Raw genomic sequence first — 15641 nt, 5'->3', positions numbered from 1 at the left:
GTTCGAGCCCAGGTTTTCATGTGCGCCGCGCATCCCGCCATTGCTTTCGCACACAGGCGTGCCGGTGGCGCGTCCCCGCCGGGAACGGTTCCCGGGCGGGAGCGGGGGAGGAATCGGAGGGGCGGTGGCCGTGCGTCCGCGGCTCGTGTGGAGGCCCCCGAACCCGTCCCGTGGGAGGTCCGGGCGGATCGGTTCGCGCGGACTGCCGGCGCGGCCGGCCTCTGCTGCCCGGCGGCTCAGTCGCTCGCCGGGTGGCCCAGCAGCATCGCCGGTGCGCCCGCCATGCGGGTGAGGAAGACCGTCGCGGCGTTCGGGCCGCGGGGTTTGACGCGGCGGCGCAGCTCCTCCGGGGTGATCGGCGAGCCGCGCTTCTTGACGGTGAGGGTGCCGACCTCGCGTTCGCGCAGCAGGGCCTTGAGCCGTTTGAGGTGGAAGGGCAGCGCGTCGGTGATCTCGTAGGCGGTCGCGTACGGGGTGGAGGTGAGCGTGTCGGCGGTGACGTAGGCGATGGACGGGTCGATGAGGCGGCCGTCCACCGCCGCCGCGACCTCCGCGACCAGGTGGGCGCGGATCACCGCGCCGTCCGGCTCGTAGAGGTAGCGGCCCACCGGGCCGGCCGCCGGGTCGGGCAGGCCGCGGCCGGGGAGCGTGGCGCCGGAGGGGAGCAGCGTGGCGCGGCGGGCGCCGGGCTCCCCGGCGAACCACAGCACCGCCTCCTTCACCTCGCCGCCGTCGGAGATCCACTCCGCCTCGGCGTCCTCCGGCACGGCCTCGTGCGGGATGCCGGGCGCGACCTTCAGCGCCGCGTACGGGGCCCGGCGGGCGGCCTCCACCGCCCAGGACAGCGGGGGCGAGTACGCCTCGGGGTCGAAGATCCGGCCCCGCCCGCCGCGCCGCGCGGGGTCCACGAAGACCGCGTCGCACGGGCCGGTGTCCACCTCCGTCACCTCGGCGCAGCGCACCTCGATCCGGTCGGACAGGCCCAGCGCGTCGGCGTTGGCGCGGGCGACCGCGCAGGTCAGCGGGGAGCGGTCGACGGCGAGGACGGAGATCCCGGCGCGCGCCAGGGCGATGGCGTCCCCGCCGATGCCGCCGCACAGGTCCGCCACCCGCCGCACCCCGAGGGCGGTGAAGCGGCGCGCGCGGTGGGCGGCGACGGAGGCGCGGGTGGCCTGCTCGACCCCGGCCGGGGTGAAGAACATCCGGGCGGCGTCCCCGGCCCCGAACTTCGCCACCGCGCGCCGGCGCAGCGCCGCCTGGCCGAGCGCGGCGGAGACCAGTCCGGCGGGGTGGTCGCGGCGCAGCCGGGTGGCGGTGGCCAGGTCCCGCGCCGGATCGTGGTCACGGAGTTCACGGAGGAGCGCGCGGCCCTCGTCGGTCAGCAGGGCGGCGAAGGCGGCGAGATCGTCAGCGGGGCCGGGGCCCGAGGCCGGGCCGGAGCCGACGTCCGGTGCGGGGCCCGGGCCCGGTCCGGGGGTGGAGGGGTCGTGCACCAGGCCATTGTGAGCCATCCGGGGGGCGGGCACCGGCGAACGGGTGGCCGGGCTTGCGGCGCTCCCGGGTGCTGGCAGCATCCGATGGTATGGGCTTTGTGCGTAAATCATATAAATCATGGGGAAGTGACCCGTCTCCCAAGGTCCAGGTCCGGCGCGCCCGTCCGCGCACCCCCCGGGCGGCCGGTGCGGCGCACCGGCACCGGGAGGCGCGGCGCACCGGCCCGGCGCCCCCCGGGCCCCCGGGCCGCGAGGTGCGCGCGGCGCGCGCGGACGGCGCGGAGGGTACGGCCCCCGGGGAGCGCTCCGGCGCCCCGCCTGCCGCCCGCCCCGCCCGTTCCGGCCGGCCGGACGCCCGCTCCGCCGGCCCCCGTACCCCGGCCGGCCGCCGGCGCGCCCTCGTCCGCCGGGTGACCGGCCGGGCCGCCGCCGTCCTCGTGCTCACCGGGCTCCTCGCCACCGCCTGCGGCCGGCCGGGTGAGGAGCGGCGCGAGGCCCCGTCGGGATCGCGCGAGGGTTCCCGCCCCGACGCCCGTAACGCCCTCCCCGAGGTGCCCTCCGGGGAGCTGCTCTCGGCCCCCGCCCGCGCGCTCGCGGCCCGCGCGGCGCAGCTCGAACAGAACCGGCTGGTCCAGGCCGCCGCCGCCCGCAAGTGGGGGCTGCGCTCCGTCCCGCTCGCCCCGCCGCCGCCCCCGCGGGACGCGCCCGGCCTGGAGACCGAGCCGGGCCTCGGACGCGGACCGCAGAAGCCGGGGGACGGCCTGCCGCCGGTGATCAGCCGGGTCCCCACCGACGACCGCGTGATCTTCCTGACCATCGACGACGGCGGCGAGAAGGACCCCGCCCTGCTCCGGATGATCGAGGAGCTGTCCGTCCCCGTCAGCGCGTTCCTCACGCACACCTCCACCGGCGGCGAGTACGGCTACTTCCGCAGGATGCGGGAGCTCGGCGCCGGCGTGCAGAACCACACCCTCACCCACCCCTACCTCCCCGGCCGCTCCTACGCGGAGCAGCGCCGCGAGATCTGCGGGCAGCAGGACAACCTGGAGCGGGGGACCGGCACGCGGCCCACCATGTTCCGCCCCCCGTTCGGCGGCTACGACCGCACCACGCTGCGCGCCGCCGCCGACTGCGGGATCACGGTGGTGCCGCTGTGGAACGAGGAGGTCTTCCCCGACCGCCTGGAGTACCGCCGGGGAACCCTGGACGGGCGCTTCCACCCCGGGGACATCGTCCTGACCCACTTCCGGGGCCGCTCCGAGTGGCGCGGCGACATGCGGGACGTCCTGCGCCGCCTGCTCGACCAGGCCACGGAGGAGGGGTTCGCGGTCGCGCTGCTGGAGGATTACATCGGCGCTGACGGTGACGGTGATGGTGACGGTGGCGCGGGCGGCGGGGGCCCGGCCGGGTCCGGGGGCGGCACCGGAGCCGGTTCCGGAGCGCGCCTCTCCGCCTCCTCCGGGGCGCGGGCCGGGGCCGCCGCCGGCGTGGCCGGCAAGTGACGGCCGGCGCAGGACGGCAGGCACGACGGCACACGCGACGGCACGCACGACGGCACACAGGAGGTACCGCGGGCGCGGCTCACCGATGAGTTCGCGCGCCCCGCGTCGTCCATATCCCTGAAGGATCTCTGAGGGATCCGTGACAGCGCCGAATCCGTGGAGTGCCGCCGCGCGGCACCGATTCGGCGAGACCACCGAACGACTGTGCCCGCGCCGTACCCGGAGCGGGCGGACGAGAGGGGTCGGCCGTGGCCGCCAACCGCATGGTCTTCGTCAATCTGCCCGTGAAGGACGTCGGGCGCTCCCGCGCGTTCTTCGAAGCGCTCGGCTTCACCTTCGACGAGCGGTTCTCCGACGGGAAAGCCCTCTGCGTGGTGCTCGACGAGGGCAGGAGCTACGCCATGCTCCTCGACGAGCCCTTCTTCCAGGGGTTCACCAAGAAGGAGATCCCGGACACCGGCCGGACCTCCGAGGTGATCACCGCGCTCGGCGCCTGCGACCGCGCGGAGGTGGACCGGCTGGTGGACGCGGCGCTGGCCGCGGGCGGCTCGCCGACGGGCGACCCGATGGAGGAGACCGGGATGTACGCGCGCTCCTTCCACGACCTGGACGGGCACATCTGGGAGATCGTCCACATGGACATGTCCGCGGCGGGCTGACCGGCTCCCCGCCGTCCGGCCCCGGCCCCGGCTCCGCCACCCGGCGGCGCCGGGGCCGTTCCGTGTGCGCCCGGGGCCGGGCGCCGGGGCGGCGTCACCCGGGGCCGGCCTCCAGGGCCTTTCGGTCCGGTGCCGGAGGCGGTCCCCTTGCCGGGGGCGCGGGGCGGTCCCGGGGCGCGGACGGTTGTCCGCGCGCCCCCGCCGGACGCGCCTGCTCCACGGCTCGCCGTCGGCGCATTGGCACTCAGCTTGACCGAGTGCTAACCCCGTCATAGGCTCAGGTCTGGCACTCGGCACCGTCGAGTGCCAAACACAGCGACGGGCAGGTCCGGCACCCGCGACGACGGATTTACCCGGTCGCCACCTCAGACAGTAGACCCCGTGAGATCTCCGAAGGGGGAGGTCGGATCGTGACGACCGCCAGCTCCAAGGTTGCCATCAAGCCGCTCGAGGACCGCATTGTGGTCCAGCCGCTCGACGCCGAACAGACCACGGCTTCCGGCCTGGTCATCCCGGACACCGCCAAGGAGAAGCCCCAGGAGGGCGTCGTCCTGGCCGTGGGCCCGGGCCGCTTCGAGGACGGCAACCGTCTTCCGCTCGACGTTTCCGTCGGCGACGTCGTGCTCTACAGCAAGTACGGCGGCACCGAGGTGAAGTACAGCGGCGAGGAGTACCTCGTCCTCTCGGCTCGCGACGTGCTCGCGATCGTCGAGAAGTAATTCACCCAGAAGTCTGATCTGCGCCCCGGCAAACCCGTGTCGTCTCGCACCACCGGGAGCGTCGGGGCGCAGTTCGTTTGAGAGGACACAGGCAACCATGGCGAAGATCCTTAAGTTCGACGAGGACGCCCGGCGCGCCCTCGAGCGCGGCGTCAACAAGCTCGCCGACACGGTGAAGGTGACGATCGGCCCCAAGGGCCGCAACGTCGTCATCGACAAGAAGTTCGGCGCGCCGACCATCACCAACGACGGTGTGACCATCGCCCGCGAGGTCGAGGTCGAGGACCCCTACGAGAACCTGGGCGCCCAGCTCGTCAAGGAGGTCGCCACCAAGACCAACGACATCGCGGGTGACGGCACCACCACCGCCACGGTGCTGGCGCAGGCGCTGGTCCGCGAGGGTCTGCGCAACGTCGCCGCGGGCGCCTCCCCGGCCGCCCTGAAGAAGGGCATCGACGCCGCGGTCAAGGCGGTCTCCGAGGAGCTGCTGGCCACCGCCAGCCCGATCGACTCCAAGAGCGACATCGCCGCGGTCGCCGGTCTGTCCGCCCAGGACAAGCAGGTCGGCGAGCTCATCGCCGAGGCGATGGACAAGGTCGGCAAGGACGGTGTCATCACCGTCGAGGAGTCCAACACCTTCGGCCTGGAGCTGGACTTCACCGAGGGCATGGCCTTCGACAAGGGCTACCTGTCCCCGTACATGGTGACGGACCAGGAGCGGATGGAGGCCGTCCTCGACGACCCGTACATCCTCATCCACCAGGGCAAGATCAGCTCCATCCAGGACCTGCTGCCGCTGCTGGAGAAGATCATCCAGGCCGGCTCCTCCAAGCCGCTGCTGATCGTCGCCGAGGACGTCGAGGGCGAGGCGCTCTCCACCCTCGTCGTCAACAAGATCCGTGGCACCTTCAACGCCGTGGCCGTCAAGGCCCCCGGCTTCGGTGACCGCCGCAAGGCGATGCTCGGCGACATGGCGACCCTCACCGGCGCCACCGTCATCGCCGAGGAGGTCGGCCTCAAGATCGACCAGGCCGGTCTGGACGTGCTGGGCTCCGCCCGCCGCGTGACCGTCACCAAGGACGACACCACCATCGTCGACGGTGCCGGCAAGTCCGAGGACGTGCAGGGCCGGGTCGCGCAGATCAAGGCCGAGATCGAGACCACCGACTCCGACTGGGACCGCGAGAAGCTCCAGGAGCGCCTCGCCAAGCTGGCCGGCGGCGTGTGCGTGATCCGCGTCGGCGCCGCGACCGAGGTCGAGCTGAAGGAGCGCAAGCACCGTCTGGAGGACGCCATCTCCGCGACCCGCGCCGCGGTCGAGGAGGGCATCGTCTCCGGTGGCGGCTCCGCGCTGGTCCACGCCGCCAAGGTGCTGAACGACTCGCTCGGCAAGACGGACGACGAGGCCACCGGTGTGGCCGTGGTCCGCCGCGCCGCCGTCGAGCCGCTGCGCTGGATCGCGGAGAACGCCGGCCTGGAGGGCTACGTCATCACCTCCAAGGTCGCCGAGCTGGACAAGGGCCAGGGCTTCAACGCCGCTACCGGCGAGTACGGCGACCTGGTGAAGGCCGGCGTCATCGACCCGGTCAAGGTCACCCGCTCCGCCCTGGAGAACGCCGCCTCCATCGCCTCGCTGCTGCTCACGACCGAGTCCCTGGTCGTCGAGAAGCCCGCCGAGGAGGAGGAGCAGGCCGGCGGCCACGGCCACGGTCACTCCCACTGAGCGTTCACCCGCACGCCCGGAGCGGCAGCGGCCCCGGCACGGGCCCCGGCCCGGCCTGACCGACCGCTCCGGGCGGCGGACGGCCGGGCGGGACCCCTCCACGGGCGGCTCCGCCCCGGCCCGCGCCACCAGCCGGCGCCCCGTACCGCGCAGCAGCGCGGCGGGGGCGCCGGCGGCGTCGTTTCCGGGGCGGGTGCGCAGGGCCGGAGCTGGGGCCGCGGCCGGGAGGCGGGATCGCGGGGCCGTGCCGGGCCGTCGGCCCGTCGCCCCGTCGTGCCGGTGGCATGGGGGCCGGGCCGGGCCGGGGGCGCGCCGCGCGGCGCGCGGCCGGGAAGTGGAACAGGCGGGCCGAGGTGGCGGATCATCGGTCCGGACCGGCAGGCCCCGAGCGGAGCAGCGGGCCCGGTGCTCCCGGCCGTCCTCGTGACACGACCGTCCTCGTGAAAGGCCCCCGCCCTGAACCCCTCGTCCGCCGCGGCGCTCGCCGTCGTCCTGCTCGGCGCGGTCCTCGTCGCCGCGGTGGTGCGTCCCTGGGGATGGCCGGAGGCCGCCGTCGCCGTCCCGGCCGCCGGACTGGCCGTCGCCACCGGGGTGATCTCGCCGGAGCACGCGGTGGCGGAGGTCACCCGGCTCGCGCCCGTGATCGGCTTCCTCGCCGCCGTGCTGGTACTCGCCCAGTTGTGCGACGACGAGGGTCTGTTCCGGGCCTGCGGGGCGTGGATGGCCCGGAGCGCGGCGGGCCGGCCGCGCCGGCTGCTGGTCCAGGTGTTCGTGGCCGCCTCGCTGATCACCGCCGTGCTGAGCCTGGACGCCACCGTGGTGCTGCTCACCCCCGTCGTGTTCGCCACGGCGGCCCGGCTCGGCGCCCTGGCCCGGCCGCACATCTACGCCTGCGCGCACCTGGCGAACTCGGCCTCGCTGCTGCTGCCGGTCTCCAACCTGACCAACCTGCTCGCGTTCACCACCAGCGGGCTGAGCTTCACCCGGTTCGCCGCCCTGATGGCACTGCCGTGGGTGGTCACCATCGGTCTGGAGTACCTGGTGCTGCGGCGGTTCTTCGCCGCCGACCTGGACGCCGGGGCGCAGGCCCCGCCGGCCGCCGAGCCGGCCCCGGTCCCGGTGTTCGCCCTGGCCGTCCTGGGCTGCACCCTCGCGGGGTTCGCGGTGGCCTCCGCGGTGGGGGTCAGCCCGGCGTGGGTGGCCGCGGCGGGCGCGGCCGTCCTGGCCGCCCGCGCCCTGCCCCGGCGGCACACCACCCCGGCCGGGATCGTCCGCGCGGCCTCGCTGCCCTTCTGCGCGTTCGTCCTGGCGCTGGGCGTCGTGGTCCGCGCGGTGGTGGACCACGGTCTCGCCGGCGGGCTCGGGCGCCTGATCCCCCAGGGCACCGGCCTGTTCGCCCTGCTGGCCCTCGCGGCGCTGGCCGCCGTGGTGGCCAACGCGATCAACAACCTGCCCGCGGTGCTCGTCCTGCTGCCGCTGGCGGCGCCCGCCGGACCCGGCGCCGTCCTCGCCGTGCTGCTGGGCGTCAACATCGGGCCCAACCTCGCCTACACCGGTTCCCTGGCCACCCTGTTGTGGCGGCGGGTCGTGCGCCGCCACGACGCCGAGGTGGAGCTGGGCACCTTCACCCGGCTCGGCCTGCGCTCGGTGCCCCTCACCCTGCTGGGCTCGGTCCTGGCGCTGTGGCTCTCGCTCCGGCTGACCGGCGGCTGACCCGGCGGCGCTGCCCTGTGCCGTGACCCACGCGCCGTGACCCACGCGCCGTGACCCGTGTCGCGACGCCGGGCCGGGAGGTCAGGCCGCGGCGCCGGGCCGTGGCCTCCGTCCGCGCCCGCCGCGCGGTGCGGCGACCGGCGCTCCGCACCGCCCGCCCGCACCTGGCGTAACGTCACTGCACCGCCCGGCGAACGCCTCCCGCGCCGGCCCCCACCCCCGGAGCCGGCGCGCCCGTCACCGTGACGGCCCGAACTTGCGGCCCGCCCGGGTGGAGATCCCGCCCAGCATGTTGCGCGGGGCGAGCTTCGCCAGGCCGGTGAGCGTCTTGTACCGCGGATCGGGCACGCTCAGCGTCTTGCCCCGCTCCAGATCCCTCATCGCCGCCTCCACCACCCGGTCGGCGTCCAGCCACAGCCAGTCGGGGATGTTGCCCGTCCTGATACCGGCCCGCTCGTGGAACTCGGTACGGACGAAGCCGGGGCAGAGCGCCATCAGCCGCACCCCCGAGCCGCTCAGTTCGTGCGCCGCGCCCTGGGTGAACTGCACCACCCACGACTTGCTCGCCCCGTAGGTACCGCGCGGGACGAACGCGGCCACGGACGCGACGTTGATCACCCCGCCCCGGCCCCGGTCCCGCATCCCCGTCACGGCCCGGTGGGTCAGCCGCAGCACCGCCTCGCAGTGCACCTTGAGCATCCGCAGCTCGTCCTCCACCGGGACGTCGAGGAAGGCGCCCTTGTTGCCGAAACCCGCGTTGTTGACCAGCAGATCCACCGGGTGGGTGCGCTCCTCCAGCCGGGCGGCGACCGCCTCGATCCCCTTGTCGGAGGCGAGGTCGGCACGCATCACCTCCACCTCGACGCCGTGCCGGTCGTGCAGCTCCGTGGCCTGTTCGCGGAGGCGCTTCTCGTCCCGGGCCACCAGCACCAGGTTGTGCCCGTCGGCCGCGAGGCGATGCGCGAAGGCCCCACCGATCCCCGCCGTGGCTCCCGTAATCAACGCAGTCGTCATGAGCGCACGGTATCCGGCGCCGCCGGAGGCCGCCGTGCCCGTCCTCCCCGTCCGGTCAGGGCCCCCGGGGCCCCGGCCGGACGGGGAGAGCTGGGAGGAAGCGCGGCTGACGGGACGCCACCCCGCGGGCCGCCGCTCCCGCCGGTTCCCCGCGGCCGTTCCCGGCCCGGTTCACCGCGGCCGCTCACGGCCGCTCACCACCGCCGCCCGCCGCTCAAGCGCCGCTCAACCGCGGTTCAGCGCACCGTTCAGCTCACCGCTCAGCCCACCGCTGTCCGCCGCAGGGCCAGCTCGCGGGACTCCGGGTGCAGGGCGTCCCCCGCCGTCAGGATCCGCGGCAGCAGCGCCGGTTCGGTGGTCACCGCGCGGAACAGGAAGGCGACCGTCACCTCGTGCCCGGGCCGGTGCTCGACGGCGACCGGGTCGCCGGCCCGTACCGTCCCCGGCCGGACGACCCGGAGATACGCGCCCGGCAGGGCGGCCCGGGTGAAGCGGCGGACCCACCCCCGGCCGTCGGGGTCGGGCAGCACCCCCGCCCCGCCGAGGTGCCCCGCGAAGGTGCGGCAGGGAATGCGCGCGCCGCAGACCTCCAGCACCAGCTCGGCGCCGATCCGCCAGCGCTCCCCGATCAGCGCGTCGTTCACGGCGATCCCGGCGGTGGTGAGGTTCTCGCCGAACGAGCCGCCCGGCAGCGGGGCGCCCAGCTCGGCCTCCCAGTGGTCCAGGTCCTCGCGGGCGTACGCGTACACGGCCTGGTGCTCGCCGCCGTGGTGGCGCAGCTCGCAGATGGCGTCCCCGGCCAGCCCGCTGCCGCCGGCCCCCCTGGGCCCCGGCGCCGCGACGGCCACCGGGCCCTCGACCGGGGCCTTGGCGATACCGGTCAGCCCCTGCGGCTGGTCGGTGTGGGCGGTGGGGCGCGGGCGGCCGAGGTTCACGGAGAGTATGGAGGCGGTCGCACCGGTGGGTCCGGGTCCGGCCGGTGCGGGGACGGGGGCGGGGTGCGCGGAGTGTCCAGTCATGGCAGCAGACGGTAGAAGCCGCCGCCACCCGGCGCGAGCCCTTTCCACCGGGTCCGGCCCCGGGGCTCCCCGCCGGGGCGCCGTCCCCGTGGACGCCGCCCACCCGGACCCTGCCCGTCCGGATGCCGCCGGCCCGGAGCCGTCACCTCGTTCGACTTCGACCGGGTCCCGCGCAGGCGTGCCCGGCCCGCCCCGGCCCGGCCCGCCCCGGCCCGCCCCGGACCGGCCCACCCGCGCCAGGCCCACTCGTGCCCGGCCCACCCGCGCCAGGCCCACCCGCGCCAGGCCCACCCGCGCCAGGCCCACCCGCGCCAGGCCCACCCGTGCCCGGCCCACTCGTGCCCGGTCCCGCCCGGACCGGTCCGCCCGGCCCCCGTTCCGGTCAGCCGCCGGGCGCGCGCCCCGCGATCAGGCGGTTGCGCGCCCGTCCCATCAGCTCCTCGCGCTCGTCCTCGGTGAGGCCGCCCCATACTCCGTAGGGCTCGCGCACGGTGAGTGCGTGCGTCGCGCACTCCGAGCGCACCGGGCAGCGCATGCAGACCTCCTTGGCCGAGTTCTCCCGCGCGCTCCGGGCCGCCCCGCGCTCGCCCTCCGGATGGAAGAAGAGTGAGCTGTCGACCCCGCGGCAGGCTGCCAGCAGCTGCCAGTCCCACAGATCGGCATTGGGTCCGGGAAGGCGGGAGAAATCTGCCATGGCTCATCTCCTCGGGGTGTGCCGGTATGGCTGGGTGGCTGGGAAGCCCGGTGGCCACGGCCGGGAGGGTCCGCGACCGCGCGTGGGTGAGTGCCCGGAAAGGCGCGATCGATGTGTAACCACCTGAAAATATTACTCATGGAAAATCTGGCCACACTCGCCAACAAAGCGGTACGAATGCCACCAAATAGGGCATAGTCCACCGGGGGCCCCTGGTCAGAGCCAGGGGGATGGCCCCGTAACTCTTTCGGGTGACCATCGTTGAACGTGCGGAGGCGGTGGACGCCGCGAGGAACCGGACGGCGGTCCGGCCGCGGCCGCCGCCCAGGTGACGACCAAGGTTACGTACCAGCCTGGAGGCTCAAGGTGACGCGCATCAGCTGCGGAGGACGTCCATGACTTCCGTCCTCGTCTGTGACGACTCCCCGCTCGCCCGAGAGGCGCTCCGCCGCGCGGTCGCGACCGTGCCCGGCGTCGAGCGTGTGACGACGGCCGCCAACGGCGAGGAGGTCCTCCGCCGCTGGGGGGCCGACCGCTCCGACCTGATCCTGATGGACGTGCGCATGCCCGGGCTCGGCGGGGTGGAGACGGTGCGCCGGCTCCTCTCGGCCGACCCCGGCGCCCGGATCATCATGCTCACCGTGGCCGAGGACCTCGACGGCGTCGCCCTCGCCGTCGCCGCCGGCGCCCGCGGCTATCTCCACAAGGACGCCTCCCGCGCCGAACTGCGGGCCACCGTCACCCAGGCGCTCGCCGACCCGACCTGGCGGCTCGCCCCCCGCCGGCTGCGCTCCGCCGAGATGGGCGCCGCGCCCACCCTCACCGCCCGGGAGATCCAGGTGCTGGAGGGGATGAGCCACGGCCGCTCCAACGCCGAGATCGGCCGGGAGCTGTTCCTCTCCGAGGACACCGTGAAGACCCACGCCCGCCGGCTGTTCAAGAAGCTGGGAGCCTCCGACCGCGCCCACGCCGTCGCGCTCGGATTCCGCTGGGGCCTGGTCCGCTAGCGGTGCGCCACGGCGGGGGAACGACGGTCCTCGCCCGTCCCGGACGGGCGAGGCGGCGCACCTCCGGGGTGCGCGCGGGGCGGCCCGGTCCCCGTTTCGCGCGGGCTGCCGCATCCTTGGGGGTATGGACTTCCTCGGGGACGGTTCGGCCGGGCGGAGGGCGCGCGAGATGACAGCCGGCGCGCCCGCGCATAACGGATCGGTGCACAAGTGCGGATGCGGTGCCGCGCACGGAGCGGGGCCAAGGCACCATGGACTGATGCGTGACACCGAGAAGCCGTGTCCTCCCGTGTCCGGGGGCACGGGAGGGATCGGCGCACTCGTCCGGCGCGCGGTGGACGGTGACGAGCGGGCCACCGACGATCTGCTCGCCCATGTCCATCCCTTGGCGCTGCGCTACTGCCGGACCCGCCTCTCGCGGCTTCCCGGCAACGCCCGGCACTTCGTGGACGACCTGGCACAGGAGGTCTGCCTGGCGGTGCTCTGCGCGCTGCCCCGCTACCGCGACACCGGACGGCCGTTCGAGGCGTTCGTCTTCGCGATCGCCGCGCACAAGGTGGCCGATCTCCAGCGCTCGGCCATGCGCGGGCCCGGCTCCACGGCGGTGCCCTCCGACCAGATGCCGGAGCAGCCGGACGACTCCCTCGGCCCGGAGGAGCGCGCCCTGCTCAGCAGCGACGCCGAGTGGGCGAAGAAGCTGCTCGCCAATCTGCCGCACACCCAGCGCGAACTGGTGCTGCTGCGGGTCGCCGTCGGGCTGACGGCGGAGGAGACCGGTCACCTCCTGGGCATGTCCCCGGGCGCGGTCCGCGTCGCGCAGCACCGCGCGCTGAGCCGGCTGCGGGCGCTGGCCGAGCAGTAACCGGGCCGCGGCCCTCCTCGCGTGCACCGGCGCCGGTTCCGTCCGGGCTCCTCTCCGCCGGCCCCACCCCCGGCGCTCCGCACGCCGCCGCTTCGCCCGCGAACGGGACGGCCCCCGGGCGCGTACCCCCTCCGTACGGTGCGGTCCGTACGGTCCGGGCACCACCGGGCCGGCACCCCGGCACCCCGGGAGCCGGAGCGCCGGGGACGGGCCGTGGAGCGGTCTCCCGCCCCGGTCCGCCGGCCGCTTCCGGCGGACCGTTCCGAGCGGGGGACGGCGATCTTCCGGAGGCCGTTAGCATGGGGAGTCCGCGTGGGCAAGAGCACTGGGGAAGGTGTCATGAACGACGACGTCGAGGGTATGCCCGAGAAGTTCGCGATGCTCGGTCTGACATACGACGATGTGCTGCTGCTGCCGGGCGCGTCCGAGGTGCTGCCGAACGCGGTGGACACCTCCTCCCGCGTCTCGCGCAACGTCACCGTGAACATCCCGCTGATGTCCGCCGCCATGGACAAGGTGACCGAGGCCCGGATGGCGATCGCCATGGCCCGGCAGGGCGGGGTCGGCGTGCTCCACCGCAATCTCTCCGTGGAGGACCAGGCCAACCAGGTCGATCTGGTGAAGCGTTCGGAGTCCGGCATGGTGACGGACCCGATCACCGTCCGCCCGGACGCCACCCTGGGCGAGGCCGACGAGCTCTGCGGCCGGTTCCGGATCAGCGGGGTGCCGGTCACGGACGGGGCGGGCAAGCTGCTCGGCATCGTCACCAACCGCGACATGGCCTTCGAGGTGGACCGTACCCGCCGGGTGCGGGAGGTCATGACGCCGATGCCGCTGGTCACCGGGCAGGTCGGGATCTCCCGCGCGGACGCCATGGAGCTGCTCCGCCGGCACAAGATCGAGAAGCTGCCGCTGGTGGACGGGGCCGGCATCCTCAAGGGCCTCATCACCGTCAAGGACTTCGTCAAGGCCGAGCAGTACCCCAACGCCGCGAAGGACGCCGAGGGCCGGCTGATCGTCGGCGCCGCGGTGGGCGTCGGCGACGCGGCGTACGACCGGGCGCAGGCGCTGGTCGAGGCCGGTGCCGACTTCCTCGTCGTGGACAGCGCCCACGGCCACAGCCGCGGCATCCTCGACATGATCGCCAAGGTCAAGTCCAACATCGACGTGGACGTCATCGGCGGCAACGTCGCCACCCGGGACGGCGCCCAGGCGATGATCGACGCGGGTGTGGACGGCGTGAAGGTGGGCGTCGGCCCCGGCTCCATCTGCACCACCCGGGTCGTGGCCGGCATCGGCGTCCCGCAGGTCACCGCGATCTTCGAGGCGGCGCGCGCCTGCGGCCCGGCCGGCATCCCGCTGATCGGTGACGGCGGCCTCCAGTACAGCGGCGACATCGCCAAGGCGATCGCGGCGGGCGCGGACTCCGTGATGCTCGGCTCCCTCCTCGCCGGCTGCGAGGAGTCCCCCGGCGAGATGGTCTTCATCAACGGGAAGCAGTTCAAGTCCTACCGCGGCATGGGCTCGCTGGGCGCCATGCAGTCCCGCGGCGGCGGCCGGTCGTTCTCCAAGGACCGCTACTTCCAGGACAACGTGCTCTCCGAGGACAAGCTCGTCCCCGAGGGCATCGAGGGCCAGGTGCCCTACCGCGGCCCGCTCGGCTCGGTCGCGCACCAGCTCGTCGGCGGGCTGCGCGCCTCCATGGGCTACGTCGGCGCGGCGGACGTGCCCGAGCTCAAGGAGAAGGGCCGCTTCGTGCGGATCACCGCCGCCGGCCTGAAGGAGAGCCACCCGCACGACGTGCAGATGGTGAGCGAGGCGCCCAACTACAGCCGCTGACCGCGTCCGCCGCCGACGGGCCGCCGCCGCGTGGCCGCCGGCGGCCGGTCGGCGATACTGGGACGGCAGACCGCACAGGGAAAGGCCAATTGTGACTGAGATCGAGATCGGGCGCGGCAAGCGCGGCCGGAGGGCGTACGCGTTCGACGACATCGCCGTGGTGCCGAGCCGCCGCACGCGTGACCCGAAGGAGGTCTCGATCGCCTGGCAGATCGACGCCTACCGCTTCGAGCTGCCGTTCCTCACCGCGCCGATGGACTCCGTGGTCTCCCCGGCGACCGCCATCCGCATCGGCGAGCTGGGCGGGCTCGGGGTGCTCAACCTCGAGGGCCTGTGGACGCGTTACGAGGACCCCGAGCCGCTGCTCGCGGAGATCGCCGAGCTGGACGAGCGCACCGCGACCCGCCGCATGCAGGAGATCTACGCCACCCCGATCCGCGAGGAGCTGATCGGGCAGCGGATCAAGGAGGTGCGCGACTCGGGTGTCATCACGGCCGCCGCGCTCTCCCCGCAGCGCACCGCGCAGTTCTCCAAGGCCGTCGTGGACGCCGGGGTGGACATCTTCGTCATCCGCGGTACCACCGTCTCCGCCGAGCACGTGTCGGGCGCGGCCGAACCGCTCAACCTCAAGCAGTTCATCTACGAGCTGGACGTGCCGGTGATCGTCGGCGGCTGTGCCACGTACACCGCCGCGCTGCACCTGATGCGGACGGGCGCGGCCGGTGTGCTCGTCGGCTTCGGCGGCGGAGCCGCGCACACCACCCGGAACACCCTGGGCATCCAGGTGCCGATGGCCACCGCGGTGGCCGACGTGGCCGCGGCCCGGCGGGACTACCTGGACGAGTCCGGCGGCCGGTACGTGCACGTCATCGCGGACGGCGGCGTGGGCTGGAGCGGTGACCTGCCGAAGGCCGTGGCCTGCGGCGCGGACTCCGTGATGATCGGCTCCCCGCTGGCGCGGGCGACCGACGCACCCGGCCGCGGCCACCACTGGGGCATGGAGGCCGTCCACGAGGACGTGCCGCGCGGCAAGCGCATGAACCTCGGCACCGTCGGCACCACCGAGGAGATCCTGCTCGGCCCCTCGCACACCCCCGACGGCTCGATGAACTTCTTCGGCGCGCTGCGCCGGGCGATGGCCACCACCGGCTACTCGGACCTCAAGGAGTTCCAGCGGGTCGAGGTCACGGTCGCGCCGTCCCGGCACGACGGCTGACACCCGGCGGCGGCCGGCGGTCACAGCTCCGCCACCGCGTACGCGGTGGCGGAGCACCGGGCCGGGGCCCGTACATCTGAACCTCTGAGATGTCCGGGCCCTCGGCCTTTCGTGTGCGGGTGTGCGGGTGTGCGGCCGCCGGGCCCGCAGCCATGGCGCGTGGCCGGCGGAGTGGGGCGCC

The 15641-nt window shown here is 74.6% G+C and carries 13 protein-coding genes; 9 read left to right on the top strand and 4 right to left on the bottom strand.

What is annotated here, in order from left to right; translation table 11 throughout:
- Nucleotides 1–236 precede the first annotated feature (236 nt).
- Nucleotides 237–1511, bottom strand: coding sequence for a class I SAM-dependent methyltransferase (locus tag HCK00_RS09440; protein WP_168101330.1), 1275 nt, complete (start codon nt 1509–1511; stop codon nt 237–239).
- Nucleotides 1512–1903: 392 nt separating this feature from the next.
- Here HCK00_RS09440 and HCK00_RS09435 point away from each other — a divergent pair, with 392 nt between their 5' ends.
- From HCK00_RS09435 to HCK00_RS09415, 5 genes are all read left to right on the top strand, one after another.
- Nucleotides 1904–2995, top strand: coding sequence for a polysaccharide deacetylase family protein (locus tag HCK00_RS09435; RefSeq protein WP_311765228.1), 1092 nt, complete (start codon nt 1904–1906; stop codon nt 2993–2995).
- A gap of 263 nt (nt 2996–3258) precedes the next feature.
- Nucleotides 3259–3654, top strand: coding sequence for a VOC family protein (locus HCK00_RS09430; RefSeq protein ID WP_168101379.1), 396 nt, complete (start codon nt 3259–3261; stop codon nt 3652–3654).
- A 410-nt stretch (nt 3655–4064) separates the two neighbouring features.
- The gene (gene groES / locus HCK00_RS09425; RefSeq protein WP_019710502.1) at nt 4065–4373 is read left to right on the top strand and encodes a co-chaperone GroES; all 309 of its coding nucleotides are present in this window, start codon (nt 4065–4067) and stop codon (nt 4371–4373) included.
- A gap of 97 nt (nt 4374–4470) precedes the next feature.
- Nucleotides 4471–6096, top strand: a complete 1626-nt coding sequence (gene groL, locus HCK00_RS09420; protein WP_168101329.1) for a chaperonin GroEL — start codon at nt 4471–4473, stop codon at nt 6094–6096.
- Nucleotides 6097–6552: 456 nt separating this feature from the next.
- Complete coding sequence (locus tag HCK00_RS09415; protein ID WP_168101378.1) at nt 6553–7809, top strand: SLC13 family permease; 1257 nt, start codon at nt 6553–6555, stop codon at nt 7807–7809.
- 237 nt (nt 7810–8046) lie between these two features.
- Here the strand turns inward: HCK00_RS09415 and HCK00_RS09410 are convergent, their stop codons facing one another.
- The 3 genes from HCK00_RS09410 to HCK00_RS09400 all read right to left on the bottom strand — a co-directional run bounded on the left by HCK00_RS09410 (nt 8047) and on the right by HCK00_RS09400 (nt 10536).
- Nucleotides 8047–8823 carry an SDR family NAD(P)-dependent oxidoreductase gene (locus tag HCK00_RS09410; RefSeq protein WP_168101328.1) on the bottom strand — a complete coding sequence of 259 codons (777 nt, stop codon included), beginning with the start codon at nt 8821–8823 and terminating at the stop codon, nt 8047–8049.
- A gap of 260 nt (nt 8824–9083) precedes the next feature.
- Nucleotides 9084–9758: an MOSC domain-containing protein gene (locus HCK00_RS09405; RefSeq protein ID WP_311765235.1), complete on the bottom strand. Its 675-nt coding sequence runs from the start codon at nt 9756–9758 to the stop codon at nt 9084–9086.
- Between the two features lie 466 nt (nt 9759–10224).
- Complete coding sequence (locus HCK00_RS09400) at nt 10225–10536, bottom strand: WhiB family transcriptional regulator (RefSeq protein WP_168101326.1); 312 nt, start codon at nt 10534–10536, stop codon at nt 10225–10227.
- Nucleotides 10537–10931: 395 nt separating this feature from the next.
- On the opposite strand from HCK00_RS09400, the gene HCK00_RS09395 reads away from it, so the two are divergent.
- The 4 genes from HCK00_RS09395 (at nt 10932) to HCK00_RS09380 (ending at nt 15460) form a co-directional block, all read left to right on the top strand.
- Nucleotides 10932–11543 carry a response regulator transcription factor gene (locus tag HCK00_RS09395; RefSeq protein ID WP_003948568.1) on the top strand — a complete coding sequence of 204 codons (612 nt, stop codon included), beginning with the start codon at nt 10932–10934 and terminating at the stop codon, nt 11541–11543.
- 259 nt (nt 11544–11802) lie between these two features.
- Complete coding sequence (locus HCK00_RS09390; protein WP_168101325.1) at nt 11803–12405, top strand: sigma-70 family RNA polymerase sigma factor; 603 nt, start codon at nt 11803–11805, stop codon at nt 12403–12405.
- A gap of 339 nt (nt 12406–12744) precedes the next feature.
- Nucleotides 12745–14244, top strand: a complete 1500-nt coding sequence (gene guaB, locus HCK00_RS09385; RefSeq protein WP_168101324.1) for an IMP dehydrogenase — start codon at nt 12745–12747, stop codon at nt 14242–14244.
- 91 nt (nt 14245–14335) lie between these two features.
- Entirely contained in the window at nt 14336–15460 is a 1125-nt protein-coding gene (locus HCK00_RS09380; RefSeq protein WP_168101323.1) for a GuaB3 family IMP dehydrogenase-related protein, read from the top strand.
- The last annotated feature ends 181 nt before the right edge of the window (nt 15461–15641 follow it).

Origin of the sequence: Streptomyces zingiberis, from assembly GCF_012034935.1 — a bacterium.
In the GTDB taxonomy this organism is placed as follows: Bacteria; Actinomycetota; Actinomycetes; order Streptomycetales; family Streptomycetaceae; genus Streptomyces; species Streptomyces zingiberis.
This window is presented reverse-complemented; position numbering and strand designations above follow the sequence as displayed.